The 25,639-nt window shown below is 48.1% G+C and carries 15 protein-coding genes, 2 tRNA genes, 6 rRNA genes, 1 pseudogene and 1 riboswitch; of the genes and pseudogenes, 18 read left to right on the forward strand and 6 right to left on the reverse strand.

Annotated elements, in window-relative coordinates; genetic code table 11:
• The 3 genes from AC3CIC_RS00540 to cysQ all read left to right on the forward strand — a co-directional run bounded on the left by AC3CIC_RS00540 (position 1) and on the right by cysQ (position 2,217).
• Positions 1 to 747, forward strand: a complete 747-nt coding sequence (locus AC3CIC_RS00540; protein ID WP_017004980.1) for a type II secretion system protein N — start codon at positions 1 to 3, stop codon at positions 745 to 747.
• 22 nt (positions 748 to 769) lie between these two features.
• Positions 770 to 1,321 (forward strand): ADP compounds hydrolase NudE, encoded by a 552-nt coding sequence (gene nudE, locus AC3CIC_RS00545; protein WP_026024066.1) that lies wholly within the window; start codon positions 770 to 772, stop codon positions 1,319 to 1,321.
• An 80-nt stretch (positions 1,322 to 1,401) separates the two neighbouring features.
• Entirely contained in the window at positions 1,402 to 2,217 is an 816-nt protein-coding gene (cysQ, locus tag AC3CIC_RS00550) for a 3'(2'),5'-bisphosphate nucleotidase CysQ (RefSeq protein WP_016959430.1), read from the forward strand.
• Between the two features lie 73 nt (positions 2,218 to 2,290).
• Here the strand turns inward: cysQ and sthA are convergent, their stop codons facing one another.
• On the reverse strand, positions 2,291 to 3,706 hold the full coding sequence (sthA, locus tag AC3CIC_RS00555) for a Si-specific NAD(P)(+) transhydrogenase (protein ID WP_016959429.1): 1,416 nt from the start codon (positions 3,704 to 3,706) through the stop codon (positions 2,291 to 2,293).
• A 261-nt stretch (positions 3,707 to 3,967) separates the two neighbouring features.
• Here sthA and fabR point away from each other — a divergent pair, with 261 nt between their 5' ends.
• Together fabR and AC3CIC_RS00565 are read left to right on the forward strand one after the other, a co-directional pair.
• Positions 3,968 to 4,612, forward strand: coding sequence for an HTH-type transcriptional repressor FabR (fabR, locus tag AC3CIC_RS00560; protein WP_016959427.1), 645 nt, complete (start codon positions 3,968 to 3,970; stop codon positions 4,610 to 4,612).
• Between the two features lie 5 nt (positions 4,613 to 4,617).
• Positions 4,618 to 4,995, forward strand: a complete 378-nt coding sequence (locus AC3CIC_RS00565) for a YijD family membrane protein (RefSeq protein WP_016959426.1) — start codon at positions 4,618 to 4,620, stop codon at positions 4,993 to 4,995.
• Positions 4,996 to 5,103: 108 nt separating this feature from the next.
• On the opposite strand, the gene trmA is transcribed toward AC3CIC_RS00565, so the two are convergent.
• Positions 5,104 to 6,210 (reverse strand): tRNA (uridine(54)-C5)-methyltransferase TrmA, encoded by a 1,107-nt coding sequence (trmA, locus tag AC3CIC_RS00570; RefSeq protein ID WP_016959425.1) that lies wholly within the window; start codon positions 6,208 to 6,210, stop codon positions 5,104 to 5,106.
• A 149-nt stretch (positions 6,211 to 6,359) separates the two neighbouring features.
• On the opposite strand from trmA, the gene AC3CIC_RS00575 reads away from it, so the two are divergent.
• From AC3CIC_RS00575 to murI, 4 genes are all read left to right on the forward strand, one after another.
• A complete protein-coding gene (locus AC3CIC_RS00575; protein WP_488515102.1) occupies positions 6,360 to 6,887 on the forward strand; it encodes an ATP--cob(I)alamin adenosyltransferase in 528 nt (175 codons plus the stop codon).
• A 76-nt stretch (positions 6,888 to 6,963) separates the two neighbouring features.
• Positions 6,964 to 7,164: riboswitch (cobalamin riboswitch) on the forward strand.
• A gap of 46 nt (positions 7,165 to 7,210) precedes the next feature.
• Positions 7,211 to 9,031: a TonB-dependent receptor domain-containing protein gene (locus AC3CIC_RS00580; protein WP_488515103.1), complete on the forward strand. Its 1,821-nt coding sequence runs from the start codon at positions 7,211 to 7,213 to the stop codon at positions 9,029 to 9,031.
• Between the two features lie 47 nt (positions 9,032 to 9,078).
• Complete coding sequence (locus tag AC3CIC_RS00585; protein WP_016959422.1) at positions 9,079 to 9,750, forward strand: Dph6-related ATP pyrophosphatase; 672 nt, start codon at positions 9,079 to 9,081, stop codon at positions 9,748 to 9,750.
• Positions 9,751 to 9,799: 49 nt separating this feature from the next.
• Positions 9,800 to 10,600, forward strand: a complete 801-nt coding sequence (gene murI / locus AC3CIC_RS00590) for a glutamate racemase (RefSeq protein WP_488515104.1) — start codon at positions 9,800 to 9,802, stop codon at positions 10,598 to 10,600.
• On the opposite strand, the gene AC3CIC_RS00595 is transcribed toward murI, so the two are convergent.
• Positions 10,578 to 11,036: an RNA recognition motif domain-containing protein gene (locus tag AC3CIC_RS00595; RefSeq protein ID WP_488515856.1), complete on the reverse strand. Its 459-nt coding sequence runs from the start codon at positions 11,034 to 11,036 to the stop codon at positions 10,578 to 10,580. The genes murI and AC3CIC_RS00595 overlap by 23 nt on opposite strands.
• A gap of 767 nt (positions 11,037 to 11,803) precedes the next feature.
• On the opposite strand from AC3CIC_RS00595, the gene AC3CIC_RS00600 reads away from it, so the two are divergent.
• The 9 genes and pseudogenes from AC3CIC_RS00600 to AC3CIC_RS00640 form a co-directional block, all read left to right on the forward strand.
• A 16S ribosomal RNA gene (locus AC3CIC_RS00600) occupies positions 11,804 to 13,348 on the forward strand.
• Between the two features lie 69 nt (positions 13,349 to 13,417).
• A tRNA-Ile gene (locus tag AC3CIC_RS00605) sits at positions 13,418 to 13,494 on the forward strand.
• Between the two features lie 41 nt (positions 13,495 to 13,535).
• Positions 13,536 to 13,611: transfer RNA gene (locus AC3CIC_RS00610), tRNA-Ala, on the forward strand.
• A 351-nt stretch (positions 13,612 to 13,962) separates the two neighbouring features.
• Positions 13,963 to 16,855: ribosomal RNA gene (locus AC3CIC_RS00615) — 23S ribosomal RNA — on the forward strand.
• A 125-nt stretch (positions 16,856 to 16,980) separates the two neighbouring features.
• A 5S ribosomal RNA gene (gene rrf, locus AC3CIC_RS00620) occupies positions 16,981 to 17,096 on the forward strand.
• 423 nt (positions 17,097 to 17,519) lie between these two features.
• Positions 17,520 to 19,064, forward strand: a 16S ribosomal RNA gene (locus tag AC3CIC_RS00625).
• Positions 19,065 to 19,474: 410 nt separating this feature from the next.
• Positions 19,475 to 22,367 (forward strand): 23S ribosomal RNA (locus AC3CIC_RS00630).
• 123 nt (positions 22,368 to 22,490) lie between these two features.
• Positions 22,491 to 22,606: ribosomal RNA gene (gene rrf, locus AC3CIC_RS00635) — 5S ribosomal RNA — on the forward strand.
• Together the 16S, 23S and 5S rRNA genes with 2 tRNA genes alongside form the textbook arrangement of a ribosomal RNA operon.
• Before the next feature lie 132 nt (positions 22,607 to 22,738).
• Positions 22,739 to 22,864 (forward strand): annotated as a pseudogene (locus tag AC3CIC_RS00640) (IS3 family transposase); the annotation flags it as partial.
• Positions 22,865 to 23,032: 168 nt separating this feature from the next.
• Here the strand turns inward: AC3CIC_RS00640 and AC3CIC_RS00645 are convergent.
• The 3 genes from AC3CIC_RS00645 to AC3CIC_RS00655 form a co-directional block, all read right to left on the reverse strand.
• Complete coding sequence (locus AC3CIC_RS00645) at positions 23,033 to 23,653, reverse strand: nicotinamidase (RefSeq protein ID WP_488515105.1); 621 nt, start codon at positions 23,651 to 23,653, stop codon at positions 23,033 to 23,035.
• Positions 23,654 to 23,663: 10 nt separating this feature from the next.
• Complete coding sequence (gene pssA, locus AC3CIC_RS00650; RefSeq protein ID WP_488515106.1) at positions 23,664 to 25,013, reverse strand: CDP-diacylglycerol--serine O-phosphatidyltransferase; 1,350 nt, start codon at positions 25,011 to 25,013, stop codon at positions 23,664 to 23,666.
• A 117-nt stretch (positions 25,014 to 25,130) separates the two neighbouring features.
• Positions 25,131 to 25,559, reverse strand: a complete 429-nt coding sequence (locus tag AC3CIC_RS00655; RefSeq protein WP_016960634.1) for a GNAT family N-acetyltransferase — start codon at positions 25,557 to 25,559, stop codon at positions 25,131 to 25,133.
• Positions 25,560 to 25,639 lie beyond the last annotated feature (80 nt).

A 25,639-nucleotide genomic window follows, 5' to 3' on the forward strand; every position in this document is an offset into this window, starting at 1 on the left:
ATGAAACGCACGATATTAATGAGTGTTTTGTTTTTGTTGGTGTTGTTGACCAGTGTTGTAGTGCACGTTCCAGCAAGCCTCGTTTTTCGTTATGTGCCACCCGTTGATGGCTTAGACATTGATGGTGTGACAGGGACGGTTTGGAATGGAAAAGCCGCCAACTTTCGTTGGCAAGGGCAGCCTCTCGGCGCCATTAACTGGCAGTTCAACGCACTAAAATTATTGATGGGTAATGCTGATCTTGCGGTTCGCCTTTCCGGTGTGCCTGGCTTTTCGGCTCGCGGTAATGTGGGTTATGGTCTGGGTGGTGCTTACGCGAGTGACTTGCTGTTTTCTATGCCTGCCCATTTTGTCCAATCGTTTATTCCTTACCCATTGCCCGTTAGTCTCACGGGTCAGTTTGATCTCACCTTACGCGATTATCAATTGCAGCAACCTTTTTGCGATGTCCTTGACGGCACGCTTGCATGGTCGCAAGGTAACGTAATGTCTCCGATGGGGGCTGTTGACCCAGGGCTGGTGATGGCGAATCTGTCGTGTGATGCAGGAAGTGTACTGGTTAATGGAGACAGTGATTCTGAGGCTATCCAGACAGAGTTTAGCTTGTCATTATCGCCGGATCAGCAATATAGCGTTAGCGGTTGGTTTATTCCAGGCGATGGGTTGCCTGCAGGCATGAAAAGTCAGTTAGGCTGGTTAGGTGCACCAGACAGTGAAGGGCGCTACCGATTGAGTTTCAACGGCTAGGCCTTTTGCAGGAGAAATGATGATGCAAAAGACAAAAGCTCCGGAAATACTCGATGCCAAAGTGGTCGCTAAATCACGCTTGTTTCAGATAGAAGCACTCGATTTACGCTTTAGTAATGGTGTCGAGCGCACTTATGAGCGCATGAAACCAAGTGGTCGCAATGCAGTGATGATTGTGCCTGTCACGGAAAGTGGCGATCTGTTGTTGGTAAGAGAATATGCTGCCGGAACAGAATGTTATGAGCTAGGCTTTCCAAAGGGACTGATTGATCCCGGTGAAACGGCCTTAGAAGCTGCAAACCGAGAGTTAAAAGAAGAAATTGGCTTTGGTGCTAATCAGTTAATCCCGCTGAAAGAAGTGGTGCTCGCACCGTCGTATTTTTCCAGCAAAATGACACTGTTGATGGCACAGGACCTTTATCCAGAGAAGCTCGAGGGCGATGAACCCGAGCCGTTGGAATTGGTTCGTTGGCCCGTCGCTCAGGCGGAAGAATTATTAGATCACATTGATTTTGGGGAAGCCCGCAGTATTACTGCCTTGTTATTGGCATTAAGACAGCTTAACAGTCGTTAAGTGTCGTGATGACAGTTAGGTGATAGTGACCATTGCCTGTGAAACTAAGTCGTAATGTGAGAGCCCAAGAGGAGTGGTACATGGAGCTGTCGCAGCTATTGCAACCGGTGATAGAGATTGCTCGCGAGTCAGGACAAGTGATCCTGGATATTTACCAGCGTGGCGATTTTGAACAGAACATCAAAAGTGATGACACACCAGTGACCAGCGCTGATCTTGCTGCGCATAAACTGGTGACAGAGCGATTGAAAGCGCTGACACCAGACATTCCAGTGTTGTCAGAAGAAGATACCGCCGTTCCGCTGAAAGAGCGTGAAAACTGGACGCGCTATTGGCTGGTTGACCCTCTAGATGGCACGCAAGAATTTATCGCAGGTAGCGGGGATTTCGCCACTATCATCGCGCTGGTGGAAGATAATCAGCCAGTGATGGGTGTGGTTTATGGCCCAGTATCCGGCGTATCTTATTACGCAGCGAAAGGTCATGGTGCTTGGAAAGTGATGCCTGATGGTGAAAAAGTTCGCCTATCAATCATGAAACATGATGGCGGTGTAACATCTCTGTCCATTGCTATCAGCCGACGTCAGGATATCAAAGCGATCACTGAACGTTTGGCGCCGAGCCTGAACTACAACTTGGTGCCGCTTGGTTCTGCGGCATTGAAGTCGTGCTTGGTGGCAGAAGGTGCGGTGGATTGTTATTTGCGTCTTGGCCCGACCGGTGAGTGGGACACTGCCGCAACCCAGTGCATTGTTGAGGAATCTGGCGGTCGCATTTTGGATACCACGTTATCCCCGCTTTCTTACAACGAACGCGAATCGCTGGAAAATCCTAATTTTATTGTTCTGGGTGATACCGAGCTACCATGGAGAGACATTGTTCGTCTCGAAGACTAGCTAAGTGGTTAAGCGTCAAACGCAAAAAACGGAGCGAGTGCTCCGTTTTTTAGTTTTCGAACAGTGAGATTCGTTAAAACAATCGATTCAGCCCGTTCAGTGCCGCAACGCGATAGGCTTCCGCCATCGTGGGGTAATTAAACGTGGTGTTGATAAAGTAATCCAGCGTATTCCCTTCACCTTTTTGCTCAAAAATTGCCTGACCAATGTGGATGATTTCAGCCGCCCGTTCACCAAAACAGTGAATGCCTAAGATCTCTTTGGTTTCGCGATGGAACAAGATCTTTAAACTGCCCACATCCATACCTGCAATTTGCGCTCGGGCAAGGTGCTTGAACTGGGCGCGGCCCACCTCATAAGGCACTTTGGCGGCAGTCAGCTCTTGCTCGGTTTTGCCGACAGAGCTTATTTCTGGAATGGTATAAATGCCAGTTGGGATATGGTCAATCAGTCTACCTTTCGCCTGACCTTCAACAATGGCTTGAGCAACAATACGGCCCTGATCATAGGCAGCACTGGCAAGGCTAGGGAAGCCAATCACATCACCGACTGCATAAACGTGTTCAATCTCAGTGCCGTAGTTATCGTTGACGCTGAGCTGTCCACGAGAGTCGCCTTTTAGCCCGACGGCTTTGAGGTTGAGTGAATCGGTGTTGCCGGTTCTGCCGTTAGCAAACAACAAACAATCGGCTTTCATCTTTTTGCCGGACTGTAAGTGCAGGATCACACCTTCTTTGGTGCCTTCAATTTTTTCGTACGTCTCGTCATTGCGAATGAGTACGCCGCTATTCCAGAAATGGTAAGACAAGGAGTCTGACATTTCATTGTCGAGGAAGGACAACAGGCGATCGCGGGTATTGATGAGATCAACCTTGATACCGAGGCCACGAAAAATCGAGGCATACTCACTACCGATAACACCCGCTCCGTAAATGATGACGTGGCGTGGGTCGTGTTGTAACGAAAGAATCGAGTCGCTGTCATACACTCGAGAATGTGTGAAATCGACATCTTTAGGGCGATAAGGGCGCGAGCCTGTGGCAATCACAAACTTGTCAGCGGTGTATTTATCGATAGTGCCATCGGCGGTGGTGACTTCCAGCCCATGAGAGCTGCTAAAGCGCGCAGTGCCGTGCAAAATGGTACAGAGGTTACGGTCGTAAAACCCCTGACGCATGCGGGTTTGTTTGCCAATCACTGATTGTGCATGGCCTAGAATGGCGGAAAACGTACTGTGGACGTGGTGGTTGTCACCGGTATAAATCGGGCTTTGATTGAATTCAATAATACGGCTGACAGTATGCCTCAGTGCCTTTGATGGAATAGTACCCCAGTGAGTACAGCCTCCACCAACCGTGCTTTCTTTTTCAACGACGGCAACACGTAATCCTGCTTTGGTTAAACCCATGGCCGCACCTTCGCCGCCGGGCCCACTGCCGATCACGATCACATCAAAATGATTGGACGATGTAGGGGTCGCTTTACTCATATCCGTATGACCTTTTGTTTTCATTATGTTAAGGACTGCGAGGTAAGTGTAACGTCCGCAGTGGACAACGAGAACACACTCACCCCTTTTCAGCGTAGGTGATCACGCAACTTTAGGTGAAAATCAGACTTTTATGAGGATTTGAGTTCGAGTATCGGGTGATCCAACTCAGGATTACAAAAAGTGCTACTCACAGACACTGAACTGATGAAAAAAAGCGAGTATAGTTTGCTGTTAGATTTCATGAGGTAAACACGGGCGATGGGAATAAGAGCACAACAGAAAGAAAAAACACGGCGAACGTTGATCGATGCCGCTTTTAGTCAGCTCAGCGCAGACCGTAGCTTTTCCAACCTCAGTTTACGCGAAGTGGCTCGCGAGGCCGGCATAGCGCCAACCTCGTTTTATCGCCATTTCAAGGATATGGATGAACTTGGCCTGACCATGGTAGACGAAGGAGGCTTGCTGCTGCGTCAATTGATGCGCCAAGCTCGCCAGCGTATTGCTACGGAAGGCAGTGTAGTGAGAACGTCCGTGGAAACCTTTATGGAATTTATCGAAAGTAGCCCTAACGTGCTTAGGCTGCTATTGCGTGAACGTTCGGGTACGTCGGCTGCATTTCGTGCTGCTGTCGCGCGCGAGATCCAACATTTTGTCGCCGAGTTGACAGAATATTTCGAAGCAACTGCCGGGTTAACGCGTGAAGAAGCCTATAATCAAGCAGAGGCATGCGTCACTTTAGTGTTCAGTTCTGGTGCCGAGGCTCTGGATTTGGACAAACGTGCGCGTGCTGAACTCGCGGAACGTCTGGTTACTCAGCTTCGCATGCTTTCGAAAGGCGCGTATTGGTATCGCAAAGAACGTGAACGCAATGCTCTCAAGGATAAGTTGTCTTCAGGCAGGTAAGAATTATGGAACAGAACCATCAATCAGAGCGTAAATTCCTTTTACTCGCAGTGCTCGCAGGTTTGTGCGGCAGTGCGACTCTCGCGACGCTTTTCATCGATAGCGTCGCATTCTCTATTTTCCCGGTCATTGCTTTCGTGCTGTCGGTATATTGCTTCTACCAACAACATGTTAACCAGCCGCTTACCGAAGGCACACCACTGATCGCGTTCGCCTGTTTCTTGGTAGGGGCGTTTGGTTACTCAGCGTTTGTGCGTATGCAGATCCCTGAGCTTGGCGGTAATTTCTTCTCTATCATCGTGACCATGTTGCTTGTGTTTTGGGTTGCCCAAAAAATGGGTTGGCTCGCGATGGGCAAGAAAGAAGAAACTGTGAAAGAGTAGCCTAAGCATAACGCGATGAGGGCATTGGCGGTTGGATAGCCAACAGTCGATGTAAATAGACATGAAAAAGGAGCCTTTCGGCTCCTTTTTCAATTTCTAAGTTCGGGCTTATTTGCGCTCTAGCAATACACCTGCTTCCATGTGGTGGGTATAAGGGAACTGATCAAACAACGCGAAACGCGAAATACGGTGCGTTTCAGACAGAATATTCAGATTCTCTTTGAGGGTTTCTGGGTTGCAAGAAATATAGAGAATGCGGTCATATGTTTGCACCATACGACAAGTGCCTTCATCCATACCTGAGCGCGGTGGATCGACAAAAATGGTATTGCAGTTGTAGCTTTTCAGGTCAACGCCGGCTTGTTGTAAACGGCGAAACTCGCGTTTGCCTTCCATCGCTTCAGTAAACTCTTCCGCAGACATGCGAATGATCTGAACGTTCTCAATATTGTTCACGGCAATGTTAAATTGTGCCGATTCTACCGATGGTTTCGCCAGTTCGGTTGCCAGTACGCGATCGAAATTATTCGCTAATGCCAGTGAGAAGTTACCGTTCCCGCAGTAAAGCTCAAGCAGATCACCTGTACTTTCGTGGGTGCAATCGACTGCCCATTCAAGCATCTTTTCAGCCACTTTGCCGTTTGGCTGAGTAAAGCTGTTTTCAATTTGCTGATAAGTAAGCGGGCGGCCATCTACGGTCAGTTTTTCCAGCACGTAGTCGCGGTCAATAATGATTTTTTGCTTACGAGCGCGGCCAATCAAGTTCAGGTTGAAACCTTCATCGTTCAGGCGTTGCTTCAGTGTACGGGCATTGGCTTCCCACTCATCATCCAGTTGACGGTGGTAAAGCATCGATACCAGTACTTCGCCACTCATAGTGGAGAGAAAATCCACTTGGAACAGCTTGCGACGCAGGCTTTCAATGGGCTTAATGGCATCAACTAGCAGAGGCATCAAATCGTTGATGATACGACTTGCTTGTGGGAACTGATCCACTCGGTATTTCTGCTTTGTTTCCTGATCGAACATGATGTAGTAAAGGTCATCGCCCTCATGCCAGACACGGAATTCAGCACGCATACGATAGTGCTTGTCTGGAGATGGGAACACCTCTAACTCAGGTACGCTGAACTCGGCAAACGCGGACTGCATACGTGCAATCTTCTCGTCCAGTTGCGCCTGATATTTACTGGTGTCAATCAGGGTGTTGCTCATATTACCTAACCTGCATAACTAAAAATGAGCGCAAATTGTAAGTAGACGAACCATATTGTCCAGCCTTTTCGCCGTCTTTTTCGCCAGCAGAAGCGTAAAGCTAAGGGTTAGGATAAGATTGGCACTTACAGAATAGGCTGAGTTGAACCATGAGCATTCAAAAATCGAAAAATCGAAAAGAGATTTGTTATCCCTTTATCTATGAGTCTGCATTGACCTGTGATTATGAGATCCACACGGACGAATTGTGCAGCCTAATTGGCATGGTGCTAGCGCAAATGCCTGAAGGGTTTGAAGATGTCGTCGCTGACTTAGAAACACTGCATCCTAAAATTTATAACCTTAATGGTTCAGTTCGTGGAAAAAATGGCATTTTTGAAGAAGATTTAGACTGGCTTCATGCACGCTATGATTATTACAACGAAGAAAGCCGAGGTCGTGTCACGCGATTTGTGTTGCCACGCGGCCCCGTTGCTGTGATGGCGCTGCACCAATGTCGCACTGGGGCAAAGAAAACCGTGCGGTTACTTCATCGCTTGGATGAGTCTGGGGTTACCTTTGAGCCGGCTTTGCCGCGGTTTGCTAATTTGCTCGCCAACTTTTTCTTTGTACTGACTGTGTACATTAAGATGAAGCTGGATGTCGAAGAAGTGGATTACATCAGCATCAACTACTAACTTCCGAATGTTCTTTCCTTAGCACTTTCCAAGCTAATTAGGGACAGATCTCATAATCCGAGTATTAAAGGCGCGCTGACTTATCTATAATCCTCGCGCTTTTTACTTCCAGCTGGGAATCTGGTGAGAATCCGGAACTGGCGCGCAGCGGTAATGAGAAACGAAAATGACATGGCAAAAAAGCCAGACACTGTGCTTCTATTTAACGATAGGGTGTGGGAAGTCGTCATCGTAGGTCGTCTCTAAGTCCGAATATCAGCTGGATCACAATATGGTCTCAGGATTTCCTGACATCATTAGATACACGCGACTTTGGATCTGATATGTCTCATAAGTATTGGGTAGCAGGAATGCTGCCAATGGCTGCCTTTGCGCACGCCGAAATTAACACCCCTTCTATCGACGACACTATGGTCGTTACCGCCTCTCGATTTGAACAACCTGTATCTACCGTATTAGCACCGATGTCTGTATTGACACGAACTGACTTGGAAGAGCTACAGGCCAAAAGCTTGGTCGATGCATTGAAAACATTGCCTGGTGTCGAAATTGGCCAGAATGGTGGCCGCGGACAAAATGCATCAATTTTCCTTCGTGGCACCAACTCAAAACATGTTTTGGTTATGGTTGATGGCGTACGCCTTCCTAGGACCATGATGGGTTCTGTCGACTTTAATATGCTGCCTTTAAACAGTGTTGAGCGAATTGAAGTTGTTCGTGGTTCCGGTGCGACGGTTTATGGCTCTGATGCGATCGGAGGTGTGATTAACATCATTACTCGTAATGATGTTGAGTCAAAGCGATTTGGGATAGGTGCAGGCAGTAATGGCTATGCTCAAGCAAACGTGGGTGTAACAACTGAAGTCACGGAGTCCATTGGTCTTCAATTGGCTGGTGGCTTCGAGCAAACTGATGGCTATAACGTTCACCCAAGCACCGCTGAACCAGGCACTGAGCATGGTTTTGCAAGCAAAAATATATCAGGTCGCTTGAGTTATCAGCCTGCTGAAAATTGGGAATCCAATCTGATCGGCCGCTGGTACCAAAATGATGTTGAATATGATGGTTGGGGTAGCAAGAAACATAGCCGGATTGAAAGCAGTAGCATTGGTGCCGATACGGCTTATCAGGCCGGGAAGTGGAATACTTTGCTTCGCTTAGAATTGGGTGAGCAGTCAAATTACGATTATTTTGACGGGAATACACGAACCAACGCTGATTTGACCAGTAAAATTCGTCAGACTTATGGCAGCGTTACATCTCGCTATCAGGCAGCAGATAACATCTCCTTGACCGCTGGTTTGGACTCCACGTGGGAAAAGTATCTGGACGGTAATTTTATTGCAGTCGATGATGTCATCGACAATCCCCGTCAAAATGTTGGAATCTTTGCGCTAGCTAACTGGAATGTTTCTGAAAGCATATTATTGGAAGGCAGCATCCGCCATGATGAAAACGACCAGTTTGGCGGCAATGAAACCGGATTAGTCGCTTTAGGTTGGAATATCACACCGGATTACCGATTGTTTACGAGTTATGGCACTGCCTTTAAAGCGCCGGGCTTTGACTCGTTATATGGCTCAGCTGGGAATATCACTCTTAAGCCAGAAGAGTCCGAGAATGTTGAAATTGGGCTGGAAGGGACGAGCTACAATATCGGTTGGAGTGTAAATGGTTATATCAATACGATTGATAATCTGATCGTTTACACTGGAAATTGGCCTGATGGTCGTAATGAAAACATTGAAGAAGCGCGTATTCGTGGTGTGGAGCTTATGGCTAATTTTGATGTCGGTCCTATCTATAACCAGCTCTCGCTCGACCTCAAAGACCCCAAAGATGTTAGTAAAGATGAACAGCTTGCTCGTCGCGCTAAACAGGTGGCCAAATGGCGCACTTCAGTCTGGCTAGGAGATGTGTTGATTGGTACTCAATATATCTATCAAAGCGAACGCCCTGATTATTCCGGTGGCAGCATGCTTGATAGCTATAGTGTTTGGGATTTGACTGCACAATATGATGTGAACAACGACGTTACGTTAAGCGGTAAAGTTTCAAACATCTTTGATAAAGAATATGAAACTGCAGGGGACTACCCTGCGCCGGAGCGTGCTTTCTACGTTAATATGAACTTCTCATATTAATGCTTAATAGAGCCGCCTACGGGCGGCTTTTTTGATTCAGGATAACCATGAAAAAGCGCGTGATCGTTAGCTGGTCATCAGGAAAAGACTCAGCCTTAACACTTTGCCGTCTTCTCGCTGATGACAATTATGAAGTGGTGGGTTTGTACACAACGTTTGTAAACGGTGAAGTTCCTTTTCAAGCGACACCCATTGAGATTGTTAGGGCGCAAGCTGCCCAGGTAGGTTTACCATTAGTATTGATTGAACTTGATGAGGTGTTTCCACCCAATTCTGTTTATGAGACTGCGGTGATAGATGGCATTCGAAATAGTGGCTTAGCGTTGGACGCGGTTGCTTTTGGCGATATGTTCTGCAATGGCATAGAGCAGTACCGCCGAAGCTATATTGAGCCACAAGGATGGGAGTGTGTGTTTCCGTTACTCGGTCAATCGAGCACATTGCTAGCAAAAGAGATTGTCGAGACAGGGATTATCACGCAAATTACGACCGTTGATACCTCCCAGCTTGATTCGGTGTTTTTGGGCCGTCTTTATGAGCATCAACTGTTAGGCGAGTTGCCACAGAGCTGTGATCCTTGTGGTGAGGATGGTGAGTTTCATACATTAGTTACCGATGCACCGTGCTTTTCTTGGCCTTTAGCGGTGGAAGTGGATAAGTGGGTGTTGGAAGGGCGTTTTCATCATCAGATTTACCGACTGAGTGAACCGGAGATTTAAAAGACTGCGTTCACAACGTATCATTGCGACGAAAACCATAGAAAAGGTAATGATAGTGAAAAGTGTGCTGATTTTTGATTCTGGCGTAGGCGGTCTATCCGTCTTCCAAGAAGTGACAAAGCTAATGCCTGAACAGCACATCATTTATGCCTTCGACAATGCCGCTTTTCCTTACGGCGAATTACCTGATGATGTATTGGTGAATCGTGTTTGTGGAATGATCACTGCATTGTGTGCGGTTCATGAGATCTCTCTCGTCGTTATTGCCTGTAATACAGCGAGTACTTTAGTACTTCCACCACTTCGTGAACGCCTTGCCGTCCCTGTTGTAGGCGTCGTGCCAGCGATTAAGCCTGCAGCTGCAATGAGCAAAAGTAAAAAAATTGGCTTATTGGCAACACCTGCCACGGTAAAGCGAGATTATACTCAGCAGCTTGTTAGAGATTTTGCACCTGATTGCCAAGTGACTATGGTTGGTTCTACAGAGCTTGTGCGAATGGGAGAGGCAAAGCTAAGGGGTGTTGCAGTAACTACATCGGTGTTAGAAAGCGTGCTTGAACCCTTTATTGGTCAAGTTGACTGTGTGGTATTGGGTTGTACGCACTTCCCATTATTGAAACCTGAAATTGAAACGGTGTTAGGGAAAACATGTGTGGTTGTTGACTCAGGCCTGGCAATTGCTAGTCGAGTGGCTTGCCTATTAAACGAAAAAGGAGACCTAAAGGCCTCCTTCGAAGATAAACACCCACATTGGGTATTTAGTAGTGCATCAGTAAAAGATGAGAGAGCACTAAATCAAGAAATGGCGAAACTAGGTTTCTCGGCGATCAAGCTCGCTCCGATTTTCTAGGGTCGTTCGCTTCTCTTACTTTTAATGTTCTATCTCCATACTCTGCATTGTTCAGCGCATCTATGGCTTCCGGGGAATCAGCAGCAGCCATGACGACAAATCCAAAACCACGACGTTTACCCGTGCGTTTATCTTTCATTAAACGTACCGCGAACACTTCGCCGTGTTTGGCAAACAGTTCCTTGACGTCATTTTCATTAGCGCGATAAGGAAGATTACCAACATAGATGGTTTTGCTGTTCGTTGATGTTGGTAATTCTGATGTATCGTCCCCCGTAGATTTGGTAGAAAGAAGAGAAAGGGCAATACCAACAGAGATAGCACCTAAAGCAAATGCTGAACCGCTGCTTGTTATTACTGTTTGTGAACTGTTTAAGACCAAAGCGCCAATGAGAGCAATGGCGGCTGTAATTAGCAAACTAATAGATATTCTCATAATCATTAAATTTAAAAGTCGGTTAGAAGAAATAGCATGAAGAATCGAAATCAATGCTGACTAAAATAAATACAATTGTCGGGTTGATATTACGGTCATTGGGAGCTTATTGCCAGTAAGTGAATGTGACGCCTATCTAATGTTGCAATTTGTTGTGTTTTTTAAAGTTTAGGTTGAATTGTGTTCGATCGGAATAAAAACGAATAAAAAGCCTTGCCAATGTGATCCTAGTCTCTATAATCCGACCTCACTGACACGGAGCGCGGCGCCAACTAAGGCATTGCACACCCAATCAGTACGGCGAAAACGGCTTCAAAACTGAATGGAAATAAACGCTTGACGTTAACGACCCAATCAGTAGAATGCCCGCCTGCTTCAACGGAAAAGCCCAGTGCTTATCGCGGTTGAAGGAAGTCAACAAGACGTTTTGGATGCGGTGAACACCACGCTGAAAAATCTCAAAATTTCTTCTTGACTTCATCGCCTGGCAGCGTAAAATTCGCAGCCCTGACGATGAGAAGACGTCTCTACGGAGTCGCTTCTACAGTCAACGTTCTTTAACAATTTGACCTATACAATCTGTGTGGGCACTCGTACTTGATAGACATAAGATTTATCAATGCACTGAGTGACCTAAGATGGTTGAACTTTTCGAAGTGACACTGTCAACACAGTCAATGCAGATTTGCCTTAGGGCAAAAAAGTAATTCAGTATTCATTGAGCGTTAGACCTGTTTCTTCGGAAATGGGGATAACAAGAAAAATTCTAATTGAAGAGTTTGATCATGGCTCAGATTGAACGCTGGCGGCAGGCCTAACACATGCAAGTCGAGCGGTAACATTTCAAGAGCTTGCTTTTGAAGATGACGAGCGGCGGACGGGTGAGTAATGGCTGGGAACCTGCCCTGACGTGGGGGATAACAGTTGGAAACGACTGCTAATACCGCATGATGTCTACGGACCAAAGAGGGGGATCTTCGGACCTCTCGCGTCGGGATGGGCCCAGTTGGGATTAGCTAGTTGGTGAGGTAATGGCTCACCAAGGCGACGATCCCTAGCTGGTTTGAGAGGATGATCAGCCACACTGGAACTGAGACACGGTCCAGACTCCTACGGGAGGCAGCAGTGGGGAATATTGCACAATGGGCGCAAGCCTGATGCAGCCATGCCGCGTGTGTGAAGAAGGCCTTCGGGTTGTAAAGCACTTTCAGCAGTGAGGAAGGTTGGTACGTTAATAGCGTATTAATTTGACGTTAGCTGCAGAAGAAGCACCGGCTAACTCCGTGCCAGCAGCCGCGGTAATACGGAGGGTGCGAGCGTTAATCGGAATTACTGGGCGTAAAGCGCATGCAGGCGGTTTGTTAAGCAAGATGTGAAAGCCCCGGGCTCAACCTGGGAACCGCATTTTGAACTGGCAGGCTAGAGTCTTGTAGAGGGGGGTAGAATTTCAGGTGTAGCGGTGAAATGCGTAGAGATCTGAAGGAATACCGGTGGCGAAGGCGGCCCCCTGGACAAAGACTGACGCTCAGATGCGAAAGCGTGGGGAGCAAACAGGATTAGATACCCTGGTAGTCCACGCTGTAAACGATGTCTACTTGGAGGTTGTGGCCTAGAGCCGTGGCTTCCGGAGCTAACGCGTTAAGTAGACCGCCTGGGGAGTACGGTCGCAAGATTAAAACTCAAATGAATTGACGGGGGCCCGCACAAGCGGTGGAGCATGTGGTTTAATTCGATGCAACGCGAAGAACCTTACCTACTCTTGACATCCACAGAAGCCGGAAGAGATTTTGGTGTGCCTTCGGGAACTGTGAGACAGGTGCTGCATGGCTGTCGTCAGCTCGTGTTGTGAAATGTTGGGTTAAGTCCCGCAACGAGCGCAACCCTTATCCTTGTTTGCCAGCGAGTAATGTCGGGAACTCCAGGGAGACTGCCGGTGATAAACCGGAGGAAGGTGGGGACGACGTCAAGTCATCATGGCCCTTACGAGTAGGGCTACACACGTGCTACAATGGCATATACAGAGGGCAGCGAGGCCGCGAGGTGGAGCGAATCCCAGAAAGTATGTCGTAGTCCGGATTGGAGTCTGCAACTCGACTCCATGAAGTCGGAATCGCTAGTAATCGTGAATCAGAATGTCACGGTGAATACGTTCCCGGGCCTTGTACACACCGCCCGTCACACCATGGGAGTGGGCTGCACCAGAAGTAGATAGCTTAACCTTCGGGAGGGCGTTTACCACGGTGTGGTTCATGACTGGGGTGAAGTCGTAACAAGGTAGCCCTAGGGGAACCTGGGGCTGGATCACCTCCTTAACGATACTATCGATGCAAGTGTCCACACAAATTGTATAGGTTAAAAAAAGCAAAGAACGTTACTTAGATGGGTCTGTAGCTCAGGTGGTTAGAGCGCACCCCTGATAAGGGTGAGGTCGGTGGTTCAAGTCCACTCAGACCCACCAATTTCATTTCCTGGATGAAATTGGCACTAAGTAATACCGATGGGGTTATAGCTCAGCTGGGAGAGCGCCTGCCTTGCACGCAGGAGGTCTGCGGTTCGATCCCGCATAGCTCCACCACTCTTTAAGTGTTTTCGAAAGAGAATATTTAGAAAGTGGACATTCTCGTCAGAGAAACATCACTTTGCTCTTTAAAAATCTGGAAAGCTGACTAGTAGATTTATTCTTAGGAATAAATTGAAATCTGTTTCTTATCTCTCTACCCGAGAGGTATGAAACAAAAGTTCTCAAAACGTTAATTCTTCGGAATTAACACCAAACACATTCAAGTGTTCTTGGTTTCATGCTTCTTGTTAAGAGAAGCATGAACATATTTGAGTCCGGCGAAAAACCGTCCATGAATTTGGACTTGTTCTTTAACGAGAACACCTTGGTTGTTTGTCCATACGAAAAGACCTCTTGGGGTTGTATGGTTAAGTGACTAAGCGTACACGGTGGATGCCTTGGCAGTCAGAGGCGATGAAGGACGTATTAACTTGCGATAAGCGTAGATAAGGCAGTAAAAGCCACTTGAGTCTACGATTTCCGAATGGGGAAACCCACGTGCATAAGCACGTATCATGCAGTGAATACATAGCTGTATGAGGCGAACTCGGGGAACTGAAACATCTAAGTACCCGAAGGAAAAGAAATCAATTGAGATTCCGGCAGTAGCGGCGAGCGACCCCGGATTAGCCCTTAAGCAGTTTAAGTGTTAGTGGAAGCCTCTGGAAAGTGGCGCGATACAGGGTGATAGCCCCGTACACGACAATGCTTTTATTGTGAAAACGAGTAGGACGGGACACGTGGTATCCTGTCTGAACATGGGGGGACCATCCTCCAAGGCTAAATACTCCTGACTGACCGATAGTGAACCAGTACCGTGAGGGAAAGGCGAAAAGAACCCCTGTGAGGGGAGTGAAATAGAACCTGAAACCGTGTACGTACAAGCAGTGGGAGCCTCTTCGTGGGGTGACTGCGTACCTTTTGTATAATGGGTCAGCGACTTACTTTTAGTAGCAAGGTTAACCGAATAGGGGAGCCGTAGGGAAACCGAGTCTTAACTGGGCGAATAAGTTGCTAGGAGTAGACCCGAAACCGAGTGATCTAGCCATGGGCAGGTTGAAGATTGAGTAACATCAATTGGAGGACCGAACCGACTAATGTTGAAAAATTAGCGGATGACTTGTGGCTAGGGGTGAAAGGCCAATCAAACTCGGAGATAGCTGGTTCTCCCCGAAAGCTATTTAGGTAGCGCCTCGGACGAATACTACTGGGGGTAGAGCACTGTTAAGGCTAGGGGGTCATCCCGACTTACCAACCCTTTGCAAACTCCGAATACCAGTAAGTACTATCCGGGAGACACACGGCGGGTGCTAACGTCCGTCGTGGAGAGGGAAACAACCCAGACCGCCAGCTAAGGTCCCAAAGTTATCGCTAAGTGGGAAACGATGTGGGAAGGCTCAGACAGCCAGGATGTTGGCTTAGAAGCAGCCATCATTTAAAGAAAGCGTAATAGCTCACTGGTCGAGTCGGCCTGCGCGGAAGATGTAACGGGGCTAAGCGATACACCGAAGCTGCGGCATCAACTCTTCGGAGTTGTTGGGTAGGGGAGCGTTCTGTAAGCCGTTGAAGGTGAACTGTAAGGTTTGCTGGAGGTATCAGAAGTGCGAATGCTGACATGAGTAACGATAAAGGGGGTGAAAAACCTCCTCGCCGGAAGACCAAGGGTTCCTGTCCAACGTTAATCGGGGCAGGGTAAGTCGACCCCTAAGGCGAGGCCGAAAGGCGTAGTCGATGGGAAACGGGTTAATATTCCCGTACTGCTTATAACTGCGATGGGGGGACGGAGAAGGCTAGGTGGGCTTGGCGACGGTTGTCCAAGTTCAAGTGCGTAGGTGGGTGTCTTAGGTAAATCCGGGACGCTGTTAACACTGAGACACGATGTCGAGTCACTACGGTGATGAAGTCATTGATGCCATGCTTCCGGGAAAAGCCTCTAAGCTTCAGGTTATAAGGAATCGTACCCCAAACCGACACAGGTGGTCGGGTAGAGAATACCAAGGCGCTTGAGAGAACTCGGGTGAAGGAACTAGGCAAAATGGTACCGTAACTTCGGGAGAAGGTACGCTGCCTCCGGTGAAGTCCCTCGCGGATGGAGCTAGAGGCAGTCGCAGATACCAGGTGGCTGCAACTGTTTATTAAAAACATAGCACTGTGCAAAATCGAAAGATGACGTATACGGTGTGACGCCTGCCCGGTGCCGGAAGGTTAATTGATGGGGTTATCTTCGGAGAAGCTCTTGATCGAAGCCCCGGTAAACGGCGGCCGTAACTATAACGGTCCTAAGGTAGCGAAATTCCTTGTCGGGTAAGTTCCGACCTGCACGAATGGCGTAATGATGGCCACGCTGTCTCCACCCGAGACTCAGTGAAATTGAAATCGCAGTGAAGATGCTGTGTACCCGCGGCTAGACGGAAAGACCCCGTGAACCTTTACTACAGCTTGGCACTGAACATTGACCCTACATGTGTAGGATAGGTGGGAGCCTTTGAAGCATCGTCGCTAGATGGTGTGGAGGCAATCTTGAAATACCACCCTTGTATGCTTGATGTTCTAACGTTGGCCCCTAATCGGGGTTGCGGACAGTGCCTGGTGGGTAGTTTGACTGGGGCGGTCTCCTCCCAAAGAGTAACGGAGGAGCACGAAGGTGGGCTAATCACGGTCGGACATCGTGAGGTTAGTGCAATGGCATAAGCCCGCTTGACTGCGAGAATGACAATTCGAGCAGGTACGAAAGTAGGTCATAGTGATCCGGTGGTTCTGAATGGAAGGGCCATCGCTCAACGGATAAAAGGTACTCCGGGGATAACAGGCTGATACCGCCCAAGAGTTCATATCGACGGCGGTGTTTGGCACCTCGATGTCGGCTCATCACATCCTGGGGCTGAAGTCGGTCCCAAGGGTATGGCTGTTCGCCATTTAAAGTGGTACGCGAGCTGGGTTTAGAACGTCGTGAGACAGTTCGGTCCCTATCTGCCGTGGGCGTTGGATGATTGAGAGGGGCTGCTCCTAGTACGAGAGGACCGGAGTGGACGAACCTCTGGTGTTCGGGTTGTCACGCCAGTGGCATTGCCCGGTAGCTAAGTTCGGAATTGATAAGCGCTGAAAGCATCTAAGCGCGAAGCGAGCCTCGAGATGAGTCATCCCTGACACTATAAGTGTCCTAAAGGGTTGTTGGAGACTACGACGTAGATAGGCAGGGTGTGTAAGTGCTGCGAGGCATTGAGCTAACCTGTACTAATTGCCCGTGAGGCTTAACCATACAACACCCAAGGGGTTTTAGCGGACTCAGATAAGAACGTTGAATGTGTATTGAGAGCATATAGCTAGTCAGAATTTTCCCAGATTTTGTTTTTCGCCTCATGGCGGGGAACAGTACAAAATTTGCTTGGCGACCATAGCATTATGGACCCACCTGATCCCATGCCGAACTCAGTAGTGAAACGTAATAGCGCCGATGGTAGTGTGGGGTCTCCCCATGTGAGAGTAGGACATCGCCAGGCTTTAAATTTGAATGAGAGCCCGTTCAAGCGAACGGGCTTTTATTTCGCTCCTACTGATTGTCATGTGAGCGACGTCAAAAAAAGATTTTTACCCTTCATTTTCGAATGAAAATAGATGAAAGTTTTTTCTTGACTGAATATCAGAATCGCGTATTATACGCGGCCTGACTTGCTGAAGCGCAACGCGCCAAGGCCTTGAATAGTCAACGTTCTTTAACAATTTGACCTATACAATCTGTGTGGGCACTCGTACTTGATAGACATAAGATTTATCAATGCACTGAGTGACCCAAGATGGTTGAACTTTTCGAAGTGACACTGTCAACACAGTCAATGCAGATTTGCCTTAGGGCAAAAAAGTAATTCAGTATTCATTGAGCGTTAGACCTGTTTCTTCGGAAATGGGGATAACAAGAAAAATTCTAATTGAAGAGTTTGATCATGGCTCAGATTGAACGCTGGCGGCAGGCCTAACACATGCAAGTCGAGCGGTAACATTTCAAGAGCTTGCTTTTGAAGATGACGAGCGGCGGACGGGTGAGTAATGGCTGGGAACCTGCCCTGACGTGGGGGATAACAGTTGGAAACGACTGCTAATACCGCATGATGTCTACGGACCAAAGAGGGGGATCTTCGGACCTCTCGCGTCGGGATGGGCCCAGTTGGGATTAGCTAGTTGGTGAGGTAATGGCTCACCAAGGCGACGATCCCTAGCTGGTTTGAGAGGATGATCAGCCACACTGGAACTGAGACACGGTCCAGACTCCTACGGGAGGCAGCAGTGGGGAATATTGCACAATGGGCGCAAGCCTGATGCAGCCATGCCGCGTGTGTGAAGAAGGCCTTCGGGTTGTAAAGCACTTTCAGCAGTGAGGAAGGTTGGTACGTTAATAGCGTATTAATTTGACGTTAGCTGCAGAAGAAGCACCGGCTAACTCCGTGCCAGCAGCCGCGGTAATACGGAGGGTGCGAGCGTTAATCGGAATTACTGGGCGTAAAGCGCATGCAGGCGGTTTGTTAAGCAAGATGTGAAAGCCCCGGGCTCAACCTGGGAACCGCATTTTGAACTGGCAGGCTAGAGTCTTGTAGAGGGGGGTAGAATTTCAGGTGTAGCGGTGAAATGCGTAGAGATCTGAAGGAATACCGGTGGCGAAGGCGGCCCCCTGGACAAAGACTGACGCTCAGATGCGAAAGCGTGGGGAGCAAACAGGATTAGATACCCTGGTAGTCCACGCTGTAAACGATGTCTACTTGGAGGTTGTGGCCTAGAGCCGTGGCTTCCGGAGCTAACGCGTTAAGTAGACCGCCTGGGGAGTACGGTCGCAAGATTAAAACTCAAATGAATTGACGGGGGCCCGCACAAGCGGTGGAGCATGTGGTTTAATTCGATGCAACGCGAAGAACCTTACCTACTCTTGACATCCACAGAATTCGCTAGAGATAGCTTAGTGCCTTCGGGAACTGTGAGACAGGTGCTGCATGGCTGTCGTCAGCTCGTGTTGTGAAATGTTGGGTTAAGTCCCGCAACGAGCGCAACCCTTATCCTTGTTTGCCAGCACGTAATGGTGGGAACTCCAGGGAGACTGCCGGTGATAAACCGGAGGAAGGTGGGGACGACGTCAAGTCATCATGGCCCTTACGAGTAGGGCTACACACGTGCTACAATGGCGTATACAGAGGGCAGCAAGACCGCGAGGTGGAGCGAATCCCAGAAAGTACGTCGTAGTCCGGATCGGAGTCTGCAACTCGACTCCGTGAAGTCGGAATCGCTAGTAATCGTGGATCAGAATGCCACGGTGAATACGTTCCCGGGCCTTGTACACACCGCCCGTCACACCATGGGAGTGGGCTGCACCAGAAGTAGATAGCTTAACCTTCGGGAGGGCGTTTACCACGGTGTGGTTCATGACTGGGGTGAAGTCGTAACAAGGTAGCCCTAGGGGAACCTGGGGCTGGATCACCTCCTTAACGATACTATTAATGCCAGTGTCCACACAAATTGTATAGGTTGAAGAATAAAGACGGGAAAAGCCCTAATGAATGACAGCGTCATTGATTAGCGCTTTTTGCGCTGTTCTCGAAAGAGAAATGCTCTTTAAAAATCTGGAAAGCTGACTAGTAGATTTACTTCTTCTTTGAAAAAAGAAGGAATAAATTGAAATCTGTTTCTTATCTCTCTACCCGAGAGGTAATGAAACAAAAGTTCTCAAAACGTTAATCCTGATGGGATTAACACCAAACACATTCAAGTGTTCTTGGTTTCATCGAAAGATGAACATATTTGAGTCCGGCGAAAAACCGTTCATTAATTTGAACCGACTCTTTAACGAGAGTCACCTTGGTTGTTTGCCATACATAAAGACCTCTTGGGGTTGTATGGTTAAGTGACTAAGCGTACACGGTGGATGCCTTGGCAGTCAGAGGCGATGAAGGACGTATTAACTTGCGATAAGCGTAGATAAGGCAGTAAAAGCCACTTGAGTCTACGATTTCCGAATGGGGAAACCCACGTGCATAAGCACGTATCATGCAGTGAATACATAGCTGTATGAGGCGAACTCGGGGAACTGAAACATCTAAGTACCCGAAGGAAAAGAAATCAATTGAGATTCCGGCAGTAGCGGCGAGCGACCCCGGATTAGCCCTTAAGCAGTTTAAGTGTTAGTGGAAGCCTCTGGAAAGTGGCGCGATACAGGGTGATAGCCCCGTACACGACAATGCTTTTATTGTGAAAACGAGTAGGACGGGACACGTGGTATCCTGTCTGAACATGGGGGGACCATCCTCCAAGGCTAAATACTCCTGACTGACCGATAGTGAACCAGTACCGTGAGGGAAAGGCGAAAAGAACCCCTGTGAGGGGAGTGAAATAGAACCTGAAACCGTGTACGTACAAGCAGTGGGAGCCTCTTCGTGGGGTGACTGCGTACCTTTTGTATAATGGGTCAGCGACTTACTTTTAGTAGCAAGGTTAACCGAATAGGGGAGCCGTAGGGAAACCGAGTCTTAACTGGGCGAATAAGTTGCTAGGAGTAGACCCGAAACCGAGTGATCTAGCCATGGGCAGGTTGAAGATTGAGTAACATCAATTGGAGGACCGAACCGACTAATGTTGAAAAATTAGCGGATGACTTGTGGCTAGGGGTGAAAGGCCAATCAAACTCGGAGATAGCTGGTTCTCCCCGAAAGCTATTTAGGTAGCGCCTCGGACGAATACTACTGGGGGTAGAGCACTGTTAAGGCTAGGGGGTCATCCCGACTTACCAACCCTTTGCAAACTCCGAATACCAGTAAGTACTATCCGGGAGACACACGGCGGGTGCTAACGTCCGTCGTGGAGAGGGAAACAACCCAGACCGCCAGCTAAGGTCCCAAAGTTATCGCTAAGTGGGAAACGATGTGGGAAGGCTCAGACAGCCAGGATGTTGGCTTAGAAGCAGCCATCATTTAAAGAAAGCGTAATAGCTCACTGGTCGAGTCGGCCTGCGCGGAAGATGTAACGGGGCTAAGCGATACACCGAAGCTGCGGCATCAACTCTTCGGAGTTGTTGGGTAGGGGAGCGTTCTGTAAGCCGTTGAAGGTGAACTGTAAGGTTTGCTGGAGGTATCAGAAGTGCGAATGCTGACATGAGTAACGATAAAGGGGGTGAAAAACCTCCTCGCCGGAAGACCAAGGGTTCCTGTCCAACGTTAATCGGGGCAGGGTAAGTCGACCCCTAAGGCGAGGCCGAAAGGCGTAGTCGATGGGAAACGGGTTAATATTCCCGTACTGCTTATAACTGCGATGGGGGGACGGAGAAGGCTAGGTGGGCTTGGCGACGGTTGTCCAAGTTCAAGTGCGTAGGTGGGTGTCTTAGGTAAATCCGGGACGCTGTTAACACTGAGACACGATGTCGAGTCACTACGGTGATGAAGTCATTGATGCCATGCTTCCGGGAAAAGCCTCTAAGCTTCAGGTTATAAGGAATCGTACCCCAAACCGACACAGGTGGTCGGGTAGAGAATACCAAGGCGCTTGAGAGAACTCGGGTGAAGGAACTAGGCAAAATGGTACCGTAACTTCGGGAGAAGGTACGCTGCCTCCGGTGAAGTCCCTCGCGGATGGAGCTAGAGGCAGTCGCAGATACCAGGTGGCTGCAACTGTTTATTAAAAACATAGCACTGTGCAAAATCGAAAGATGACGTATACGGTGTGACGCCTGCCCGGTGCCGGAAGGTTAATTGATGGGGTTATCTTCGGAGAAGCTCTTGATCGAAGCCCCGGTAAACGGCGGCCGTAACTATAACGGTCCTAAGGTAGCGAAATTCCTTGTCGGGTAAGTTCCGACCTGCACGAATGGCGTAATGATGGCCACGCTGTCTCCACCCGAGACTCAGTGAAATTGAAATCGCAGTGAAGATGCTGTGTACCCGCGGCTAGACGGAAAGACCCCGTGAACCTTTACTACAGCTTGGCACTGAACATTGACCCTACATGTGTAGGATAGGTGGGAGCCTTTGAAGCATCGTCGCTAGATGGTGTGGAGGCAATCTTGAAATACCACCCTTGTATGCTTGATGTTCTAACGTTGGTCCCTTATCGGGATTGCGGACAGTGCCTGGTGGGTAGTTTGACTGGGGCGGTCTCCTCCCAAAGAGTAACGGAGGAGCACGAAGGTGGGCTAATCACGGTCGGACATCGTGAGGTTAGTGCAATGGCATAAGCCCGCTTGACTGCGAGAATGACAATTCGAGCAGGTACGAAAGTAGGTCATAGTGATCCGGTGGTTCTGAATGGAAGGGCCATCGCTCAACGGATAAAAGGTACTCCGGGGATAACAGGCTGATACCGCCCAAGAGTTCATATCGACGGCGGTGTTTGGCACCTCGATGTCGGCTCATCACATCCTGGGGCTGAAGTCGGTCCCAAGGGTATGGCTGTTCGCCATTTAAAGTGGTACGCGAGCTGGGTTTAGAACGTCGTGAGACAGTTCGGTCCCTATCTGCCGTGGGCGTTGGATGATTGAGAGGGGCTGCTCCTAGTACGAGAGGACCGGAGTGGACGAACCTCTGGTGTTCGGGTTGTCACGCCAGTGGCATTGCCCGGTAGCTAAGTTCGGAATTGATAAGCGCTGAAAGCATCTAAGCGCGAAGCGAGCCTCGAGATGAGTCATCCCTGACACTATAAGTGTCCTAAAGGGTTGTTGGAGACTACGACGTAGATAGGCAGGGTGTGTAAGTGCTGCGAGGCATTGAGCTAACCTGTACTAATTGCCCGTGAGGCTTAACCATACAACACCCAAGGGGTTTTAGCGGACTCAGATAAGAACGTTGAATGTGTATTGAGAAGTCACTAGTCAGAATTTTCCCAGATTTTCGTTTTTCGCCTTATGGCGGGGGACAATACAAAATTTGCTTGGCGACCATAGCATTATGGACCCACCTGATCCCATGCCGAACTCAGTAGTGAAACGTAATAGCGCCGATGGTAGTGTGGGGTCTCCCCATGTGAGAGTAGGACATCGCCAGGCTTTAAATTCGTTTTCATCTTTAATACAAAGATGAAGGCAAAAAGAAAAACAGAAAGGCCACCCTATCGGGTGGCCTTTTTGCGTTTATACCGTGTCCTGTCCTGGGATAAGTTGACACATTGGAGACTTATCATGAGCACACCAAAAGAGACAACATCCAAACGTAACCAACGGGATTATTCCTTCGCCTTCAAACTGGCGGTGGTATCTCAGGTAGAAAAAGGCGAGCTGATCTACAAACAAGCGCAAGAGCACTATGTTAGCTAAATATCATTAATGGCTGGTATCTGTTGTTTAGTTATATGGTATTTGGAAGAAGAAATGGAGATGTGCCGTACGTGTATGACATACTGAATTTGGAAACAAAAAAGCACCACTCATGACATGAGTGGTGCTTTTTCATTAAAACAGAATGTTAGCTTAGTTTCAGACGCTGAACTCAACTAAGAAGTTAATCACTTTTATCCCGGCATTACGCATTTCAATACAGGCACTTTTCGTTGTGTCATCGGCAATACCGCGGCATGCCTCTAAGTTGACCCAGACATCGAAACCGCCATGTTTTCTAAGCTGCAGAGCGGTCGTTTTAACGCAATAGTCTGTAGCTAGTCCACCTACGATGACAGTTTTCACTTCTTTGGAAGCAAGCCATTCAATCAGACCCGTGCTGAGTTTCTCTTGAATATCATGAAAGCAGGCACCGTAGGGATGCAAATCTGGTTCTACACCTTTCCATATCACATGATCATATTCAGTGACTGCAGGAAGATCCGCAATTATTTCGAAGCCTTCTGTCCCTGGAACTGCGTGAGAAACCCAAGTGAGATCCGCATTGGCATGTTTAAGTGGAGTCAGCATCTTATCGTGACTTTCTACTACCCAAACAGCATTGGCAGGGTGCGCGTCCTTGGTCAAAATACGAAGACTGGCTTTCTCTGCCTGCATGTTTAACGCTCTTCCAATCATATGGCCTTCAGTCACAGGCAACTCATCTGGGCAAAGCGGCGTGAAGGTCTTTTGAGGGTCGACGTCTATGGATGCGATCACGCTGACTACCTTACAATATTTGATTGAGCAGGTGATCTGCACGTATCCGTTTGATCCGCTTTAGTAATTTTCTCACTTGAGCAGGGTAAACTTCGAGTTTCTCAATCTGTTTGTAGCTACCAATAAGTTGAGTATGGCTAAGAATTGTATCAATCTCTCGCTGCATTTCATCTTCAAGTAGTCGGTTTTTATCGTGAAGCAATATGGCGTTCTCAAGGTCCAATTTCCATGCGCGGGGATTAAGGTTGTTCCCCGTTAGAAGCATGTAACTGCGGTCTACCCATATACCCTTAAGGTGGAAGCTGTTGTCGTCATGCTTCCATAAATGAATTCTCAACTGACGTTTAGCAATAGCGGCTTCGTTGTGACGGGCAAAGTTACGTAAGTTGATCTCATAAAGGTATGGAAGACCAGAAATTGTTCGAAATGGCTCATCAGGTGGAATATAGAAGTCGTTCGCTGTTTTATCACCGACGATAATTGTGACGTTCACACCACGTCGTAGAGCACGTCTAATCTCTCGCATAACACTTCGTGGAGGATTGAAATACGGCGTACAAATGGTCAGATCTTCATGCGCACAAGCAATCAGTCGACAAATTTGTGTGTTGAGGAAGTTCTTGCGTTTTCCTAAGCCTACCATCGGTGTTAACCCGACTTGATCGGCATTAATATGCTGAGAAATAAAGCTATAACTGGCGCTTTGTAGGCGAGCACGAAGATCACGAATAGCCGGTTTAAGCACTTTGGTATTTGGGCGACTAGGCTGAGACAGGCAAGTGACTGCATCGCTGGAAACCAACTTGGTTCCGATGAAGTTAGCCATACAGTCGGCGAGTGCCTTGCTTTTGATGACATGATAACGGTCATAACGATAGCGATCATGTTGAGCAAGATATACATCATTGAGGCTTGCGCCACTATAGATAACGGTATCGTCAATGATGAAGCCTTTTAGGTGAAGGACACCAAACACCTCTCGGTTTCTAACGGGCACGCCCAAAACGTCGACCTTGTGGGTGTACTTCTCCGAGTATTCTCGATAAAGCGCAGCATTGCCATCGGATTTCTCTGCACCAATTAAACCGCGTTGGGCACGGTGCCAATCCACCAATACTTTGATATCGAGTACCGGGTTCTTTTGTTTTGCCTCGTAGAGCGCATCAAGGATCGATCGTCCTGCTTCATCGTCTTGCAGATATAGAGCGACCAGATAAATGCGAGATTTGGCTTGTGCAATTTCATGCAGTAAGCGCTCTCTAAAAGATGCTGCGTCGAGAAGCGTTTCTAACTGATCTGGACGATGTGCAATTTTTGGGAGCTGATCGATCAACTGCTTATTTGCAGTAGCTGAATCCATTGTTGCCTCATTAAGTTCGACTGATAGTCGTGTTTACGCAAATCAAACCCTGCATTGTACCAGAAAATACGTTATTTCCAGTATTCTGGATGTGCCTGTTATCTCGATTTGGCACTATCACTTTGGTAAATACTGCATTGGGACGAGATCTTTACCACTGTTGCAATAGCTAGCATACCTGCCTTGAAGTTCATCTGGGAGTGCATGATCATCAATGATGTAAAATCCAGCACCTTCATAAAGAGAGACTAAATAACGGTAGGCGAGGCAGTAACATATTTTGCTTTGGGTTTGTTCTTGAATCGATTTGAGAAAAGTCGCACCTAGCTTTTCCCCTCTGAATTCAGGGTCAATGAGCATACCAGTAAGAAGCTGAAATTCATTGAATTGGCGAAAACGCACAGCTCCAGCTAAACGCTTTTCACGTTCCATTGTCCAAATAACTTCATCTTTCTTAGGTTTGCCCGCGGGATAGTGATCTTTGTAAAAGCGCGCCACAATAGGGAAGCGTAAGGTGTCTAGCGGGAAAAATCGATAGTCGGCCATGGTTATCTAATCACTGCGAATTCAAGGCGGATGGGGTAGTATACACGGCTAACAACCATTGAAAATGAAACCGCGAGCCG

The organism is Enterovibrio sp. QJM3NY_24, assembly GCF_057786035.1.

Excerpts from the sequence above, each read along its gene's own strand:
- AC3CIC_RS00655 (WP_016960634.1), bottom strand. The coding sequence starts at position 25,559 with ATGGCCGACTATCGATTTTTCCCGCTAGACACCTTACGCTTCCCTATT.
- AC3CIC_RS00580 (WP_488515103.1), top strand. The coding sequence starts at position 7,211 with ATGTCTCATAAGTATTGGGTAGCAGGAATGCTGCCAATGGCTGCCTTT.
- murI (WP_488515104.1), top strand. The coding sequence starts at position 9,800 with ATGATAGTGAAAAGTGTGCTGATTTTTGATTCTGGCGTAGGCGGTCTA.
- AC3CIC_RS00585 (WP_016959422.1), top strand. The coding sequence starts at position 9,079 with ATGAAAAAGCGCGTGATCGTTAGCTGGTCATCAGGAAAAGACTCAGCC.
- nudE (WP_026024066.1), top strand. The coding sequence starts at position 770 with ATGCAAAAGACAAAAGCTCCGGAAATACTCGATGCCAAAGTGGTCGCT.
- fabR (WP_016959427.1), top strand. The coding sequence starts at position 3,968 with ATGGGAATAAGAGCACAACAGAAAGAAAAAACACGGCGAACGTTGATC.
- trmA (WP_016959425.1), bottom strand. The coding sequence starts at position 6,210 with ATGAGCAACACCCTGATTGACACCAGTAAATATCAGGCGCAACTGGAC.
- AC3CIC_RS00540 (WP_017004980.1), top strand. The coding sequence starts at position 1 with ATGAAACGCACGATATTAATGAGTGTTTTGTTTTTGTTGGTGTTGTTG.
- cysQ (WP_016959430.1), top strand. The coding sequence starts at position 1,402 with ATGGAGCTGTCGCAGCTATTGCAACCGGTGATAGAGATTGCTCGCGAG.
- AC3CIC_RS00565 (WP_016959426.1), top strand. The coding sequence starts at position 4,618 with ATGGAACAGAACCATCAATCAGAGCGTAAATTCCTTTTACTCGCAGTG.
- sthA (WP_016959429.1), bottom strand. The coding sequence starts at position 3,706 with ATGAGTAAAGCGACCCCTACATCGTCCAATCATTTTGATGTGATCGTG.
- pssA (WP_488515106.1), bottom strand. The coding sequence starts at position 25,013 with ATGGATTCAGCTACTGCAAATAAGCAGTTGATCGATCAGCTCCCAAAA.
- AC3CIC_RS00575 (WP_488515102.1), top strand. The coding sequence starts at position 6,360 with ATGAGCATTCAAAAATCGAAAAATCGAAAAGAGATTTGTTATCCCTTT.
- AC3CIC_RS00595 (WP_488515856.1), bottom strand. The coding sequence starts at position 11,036 with ATGAGAATATCTATTAGTTTGCTAATTACAGCCGCCATTGCTCTCATT.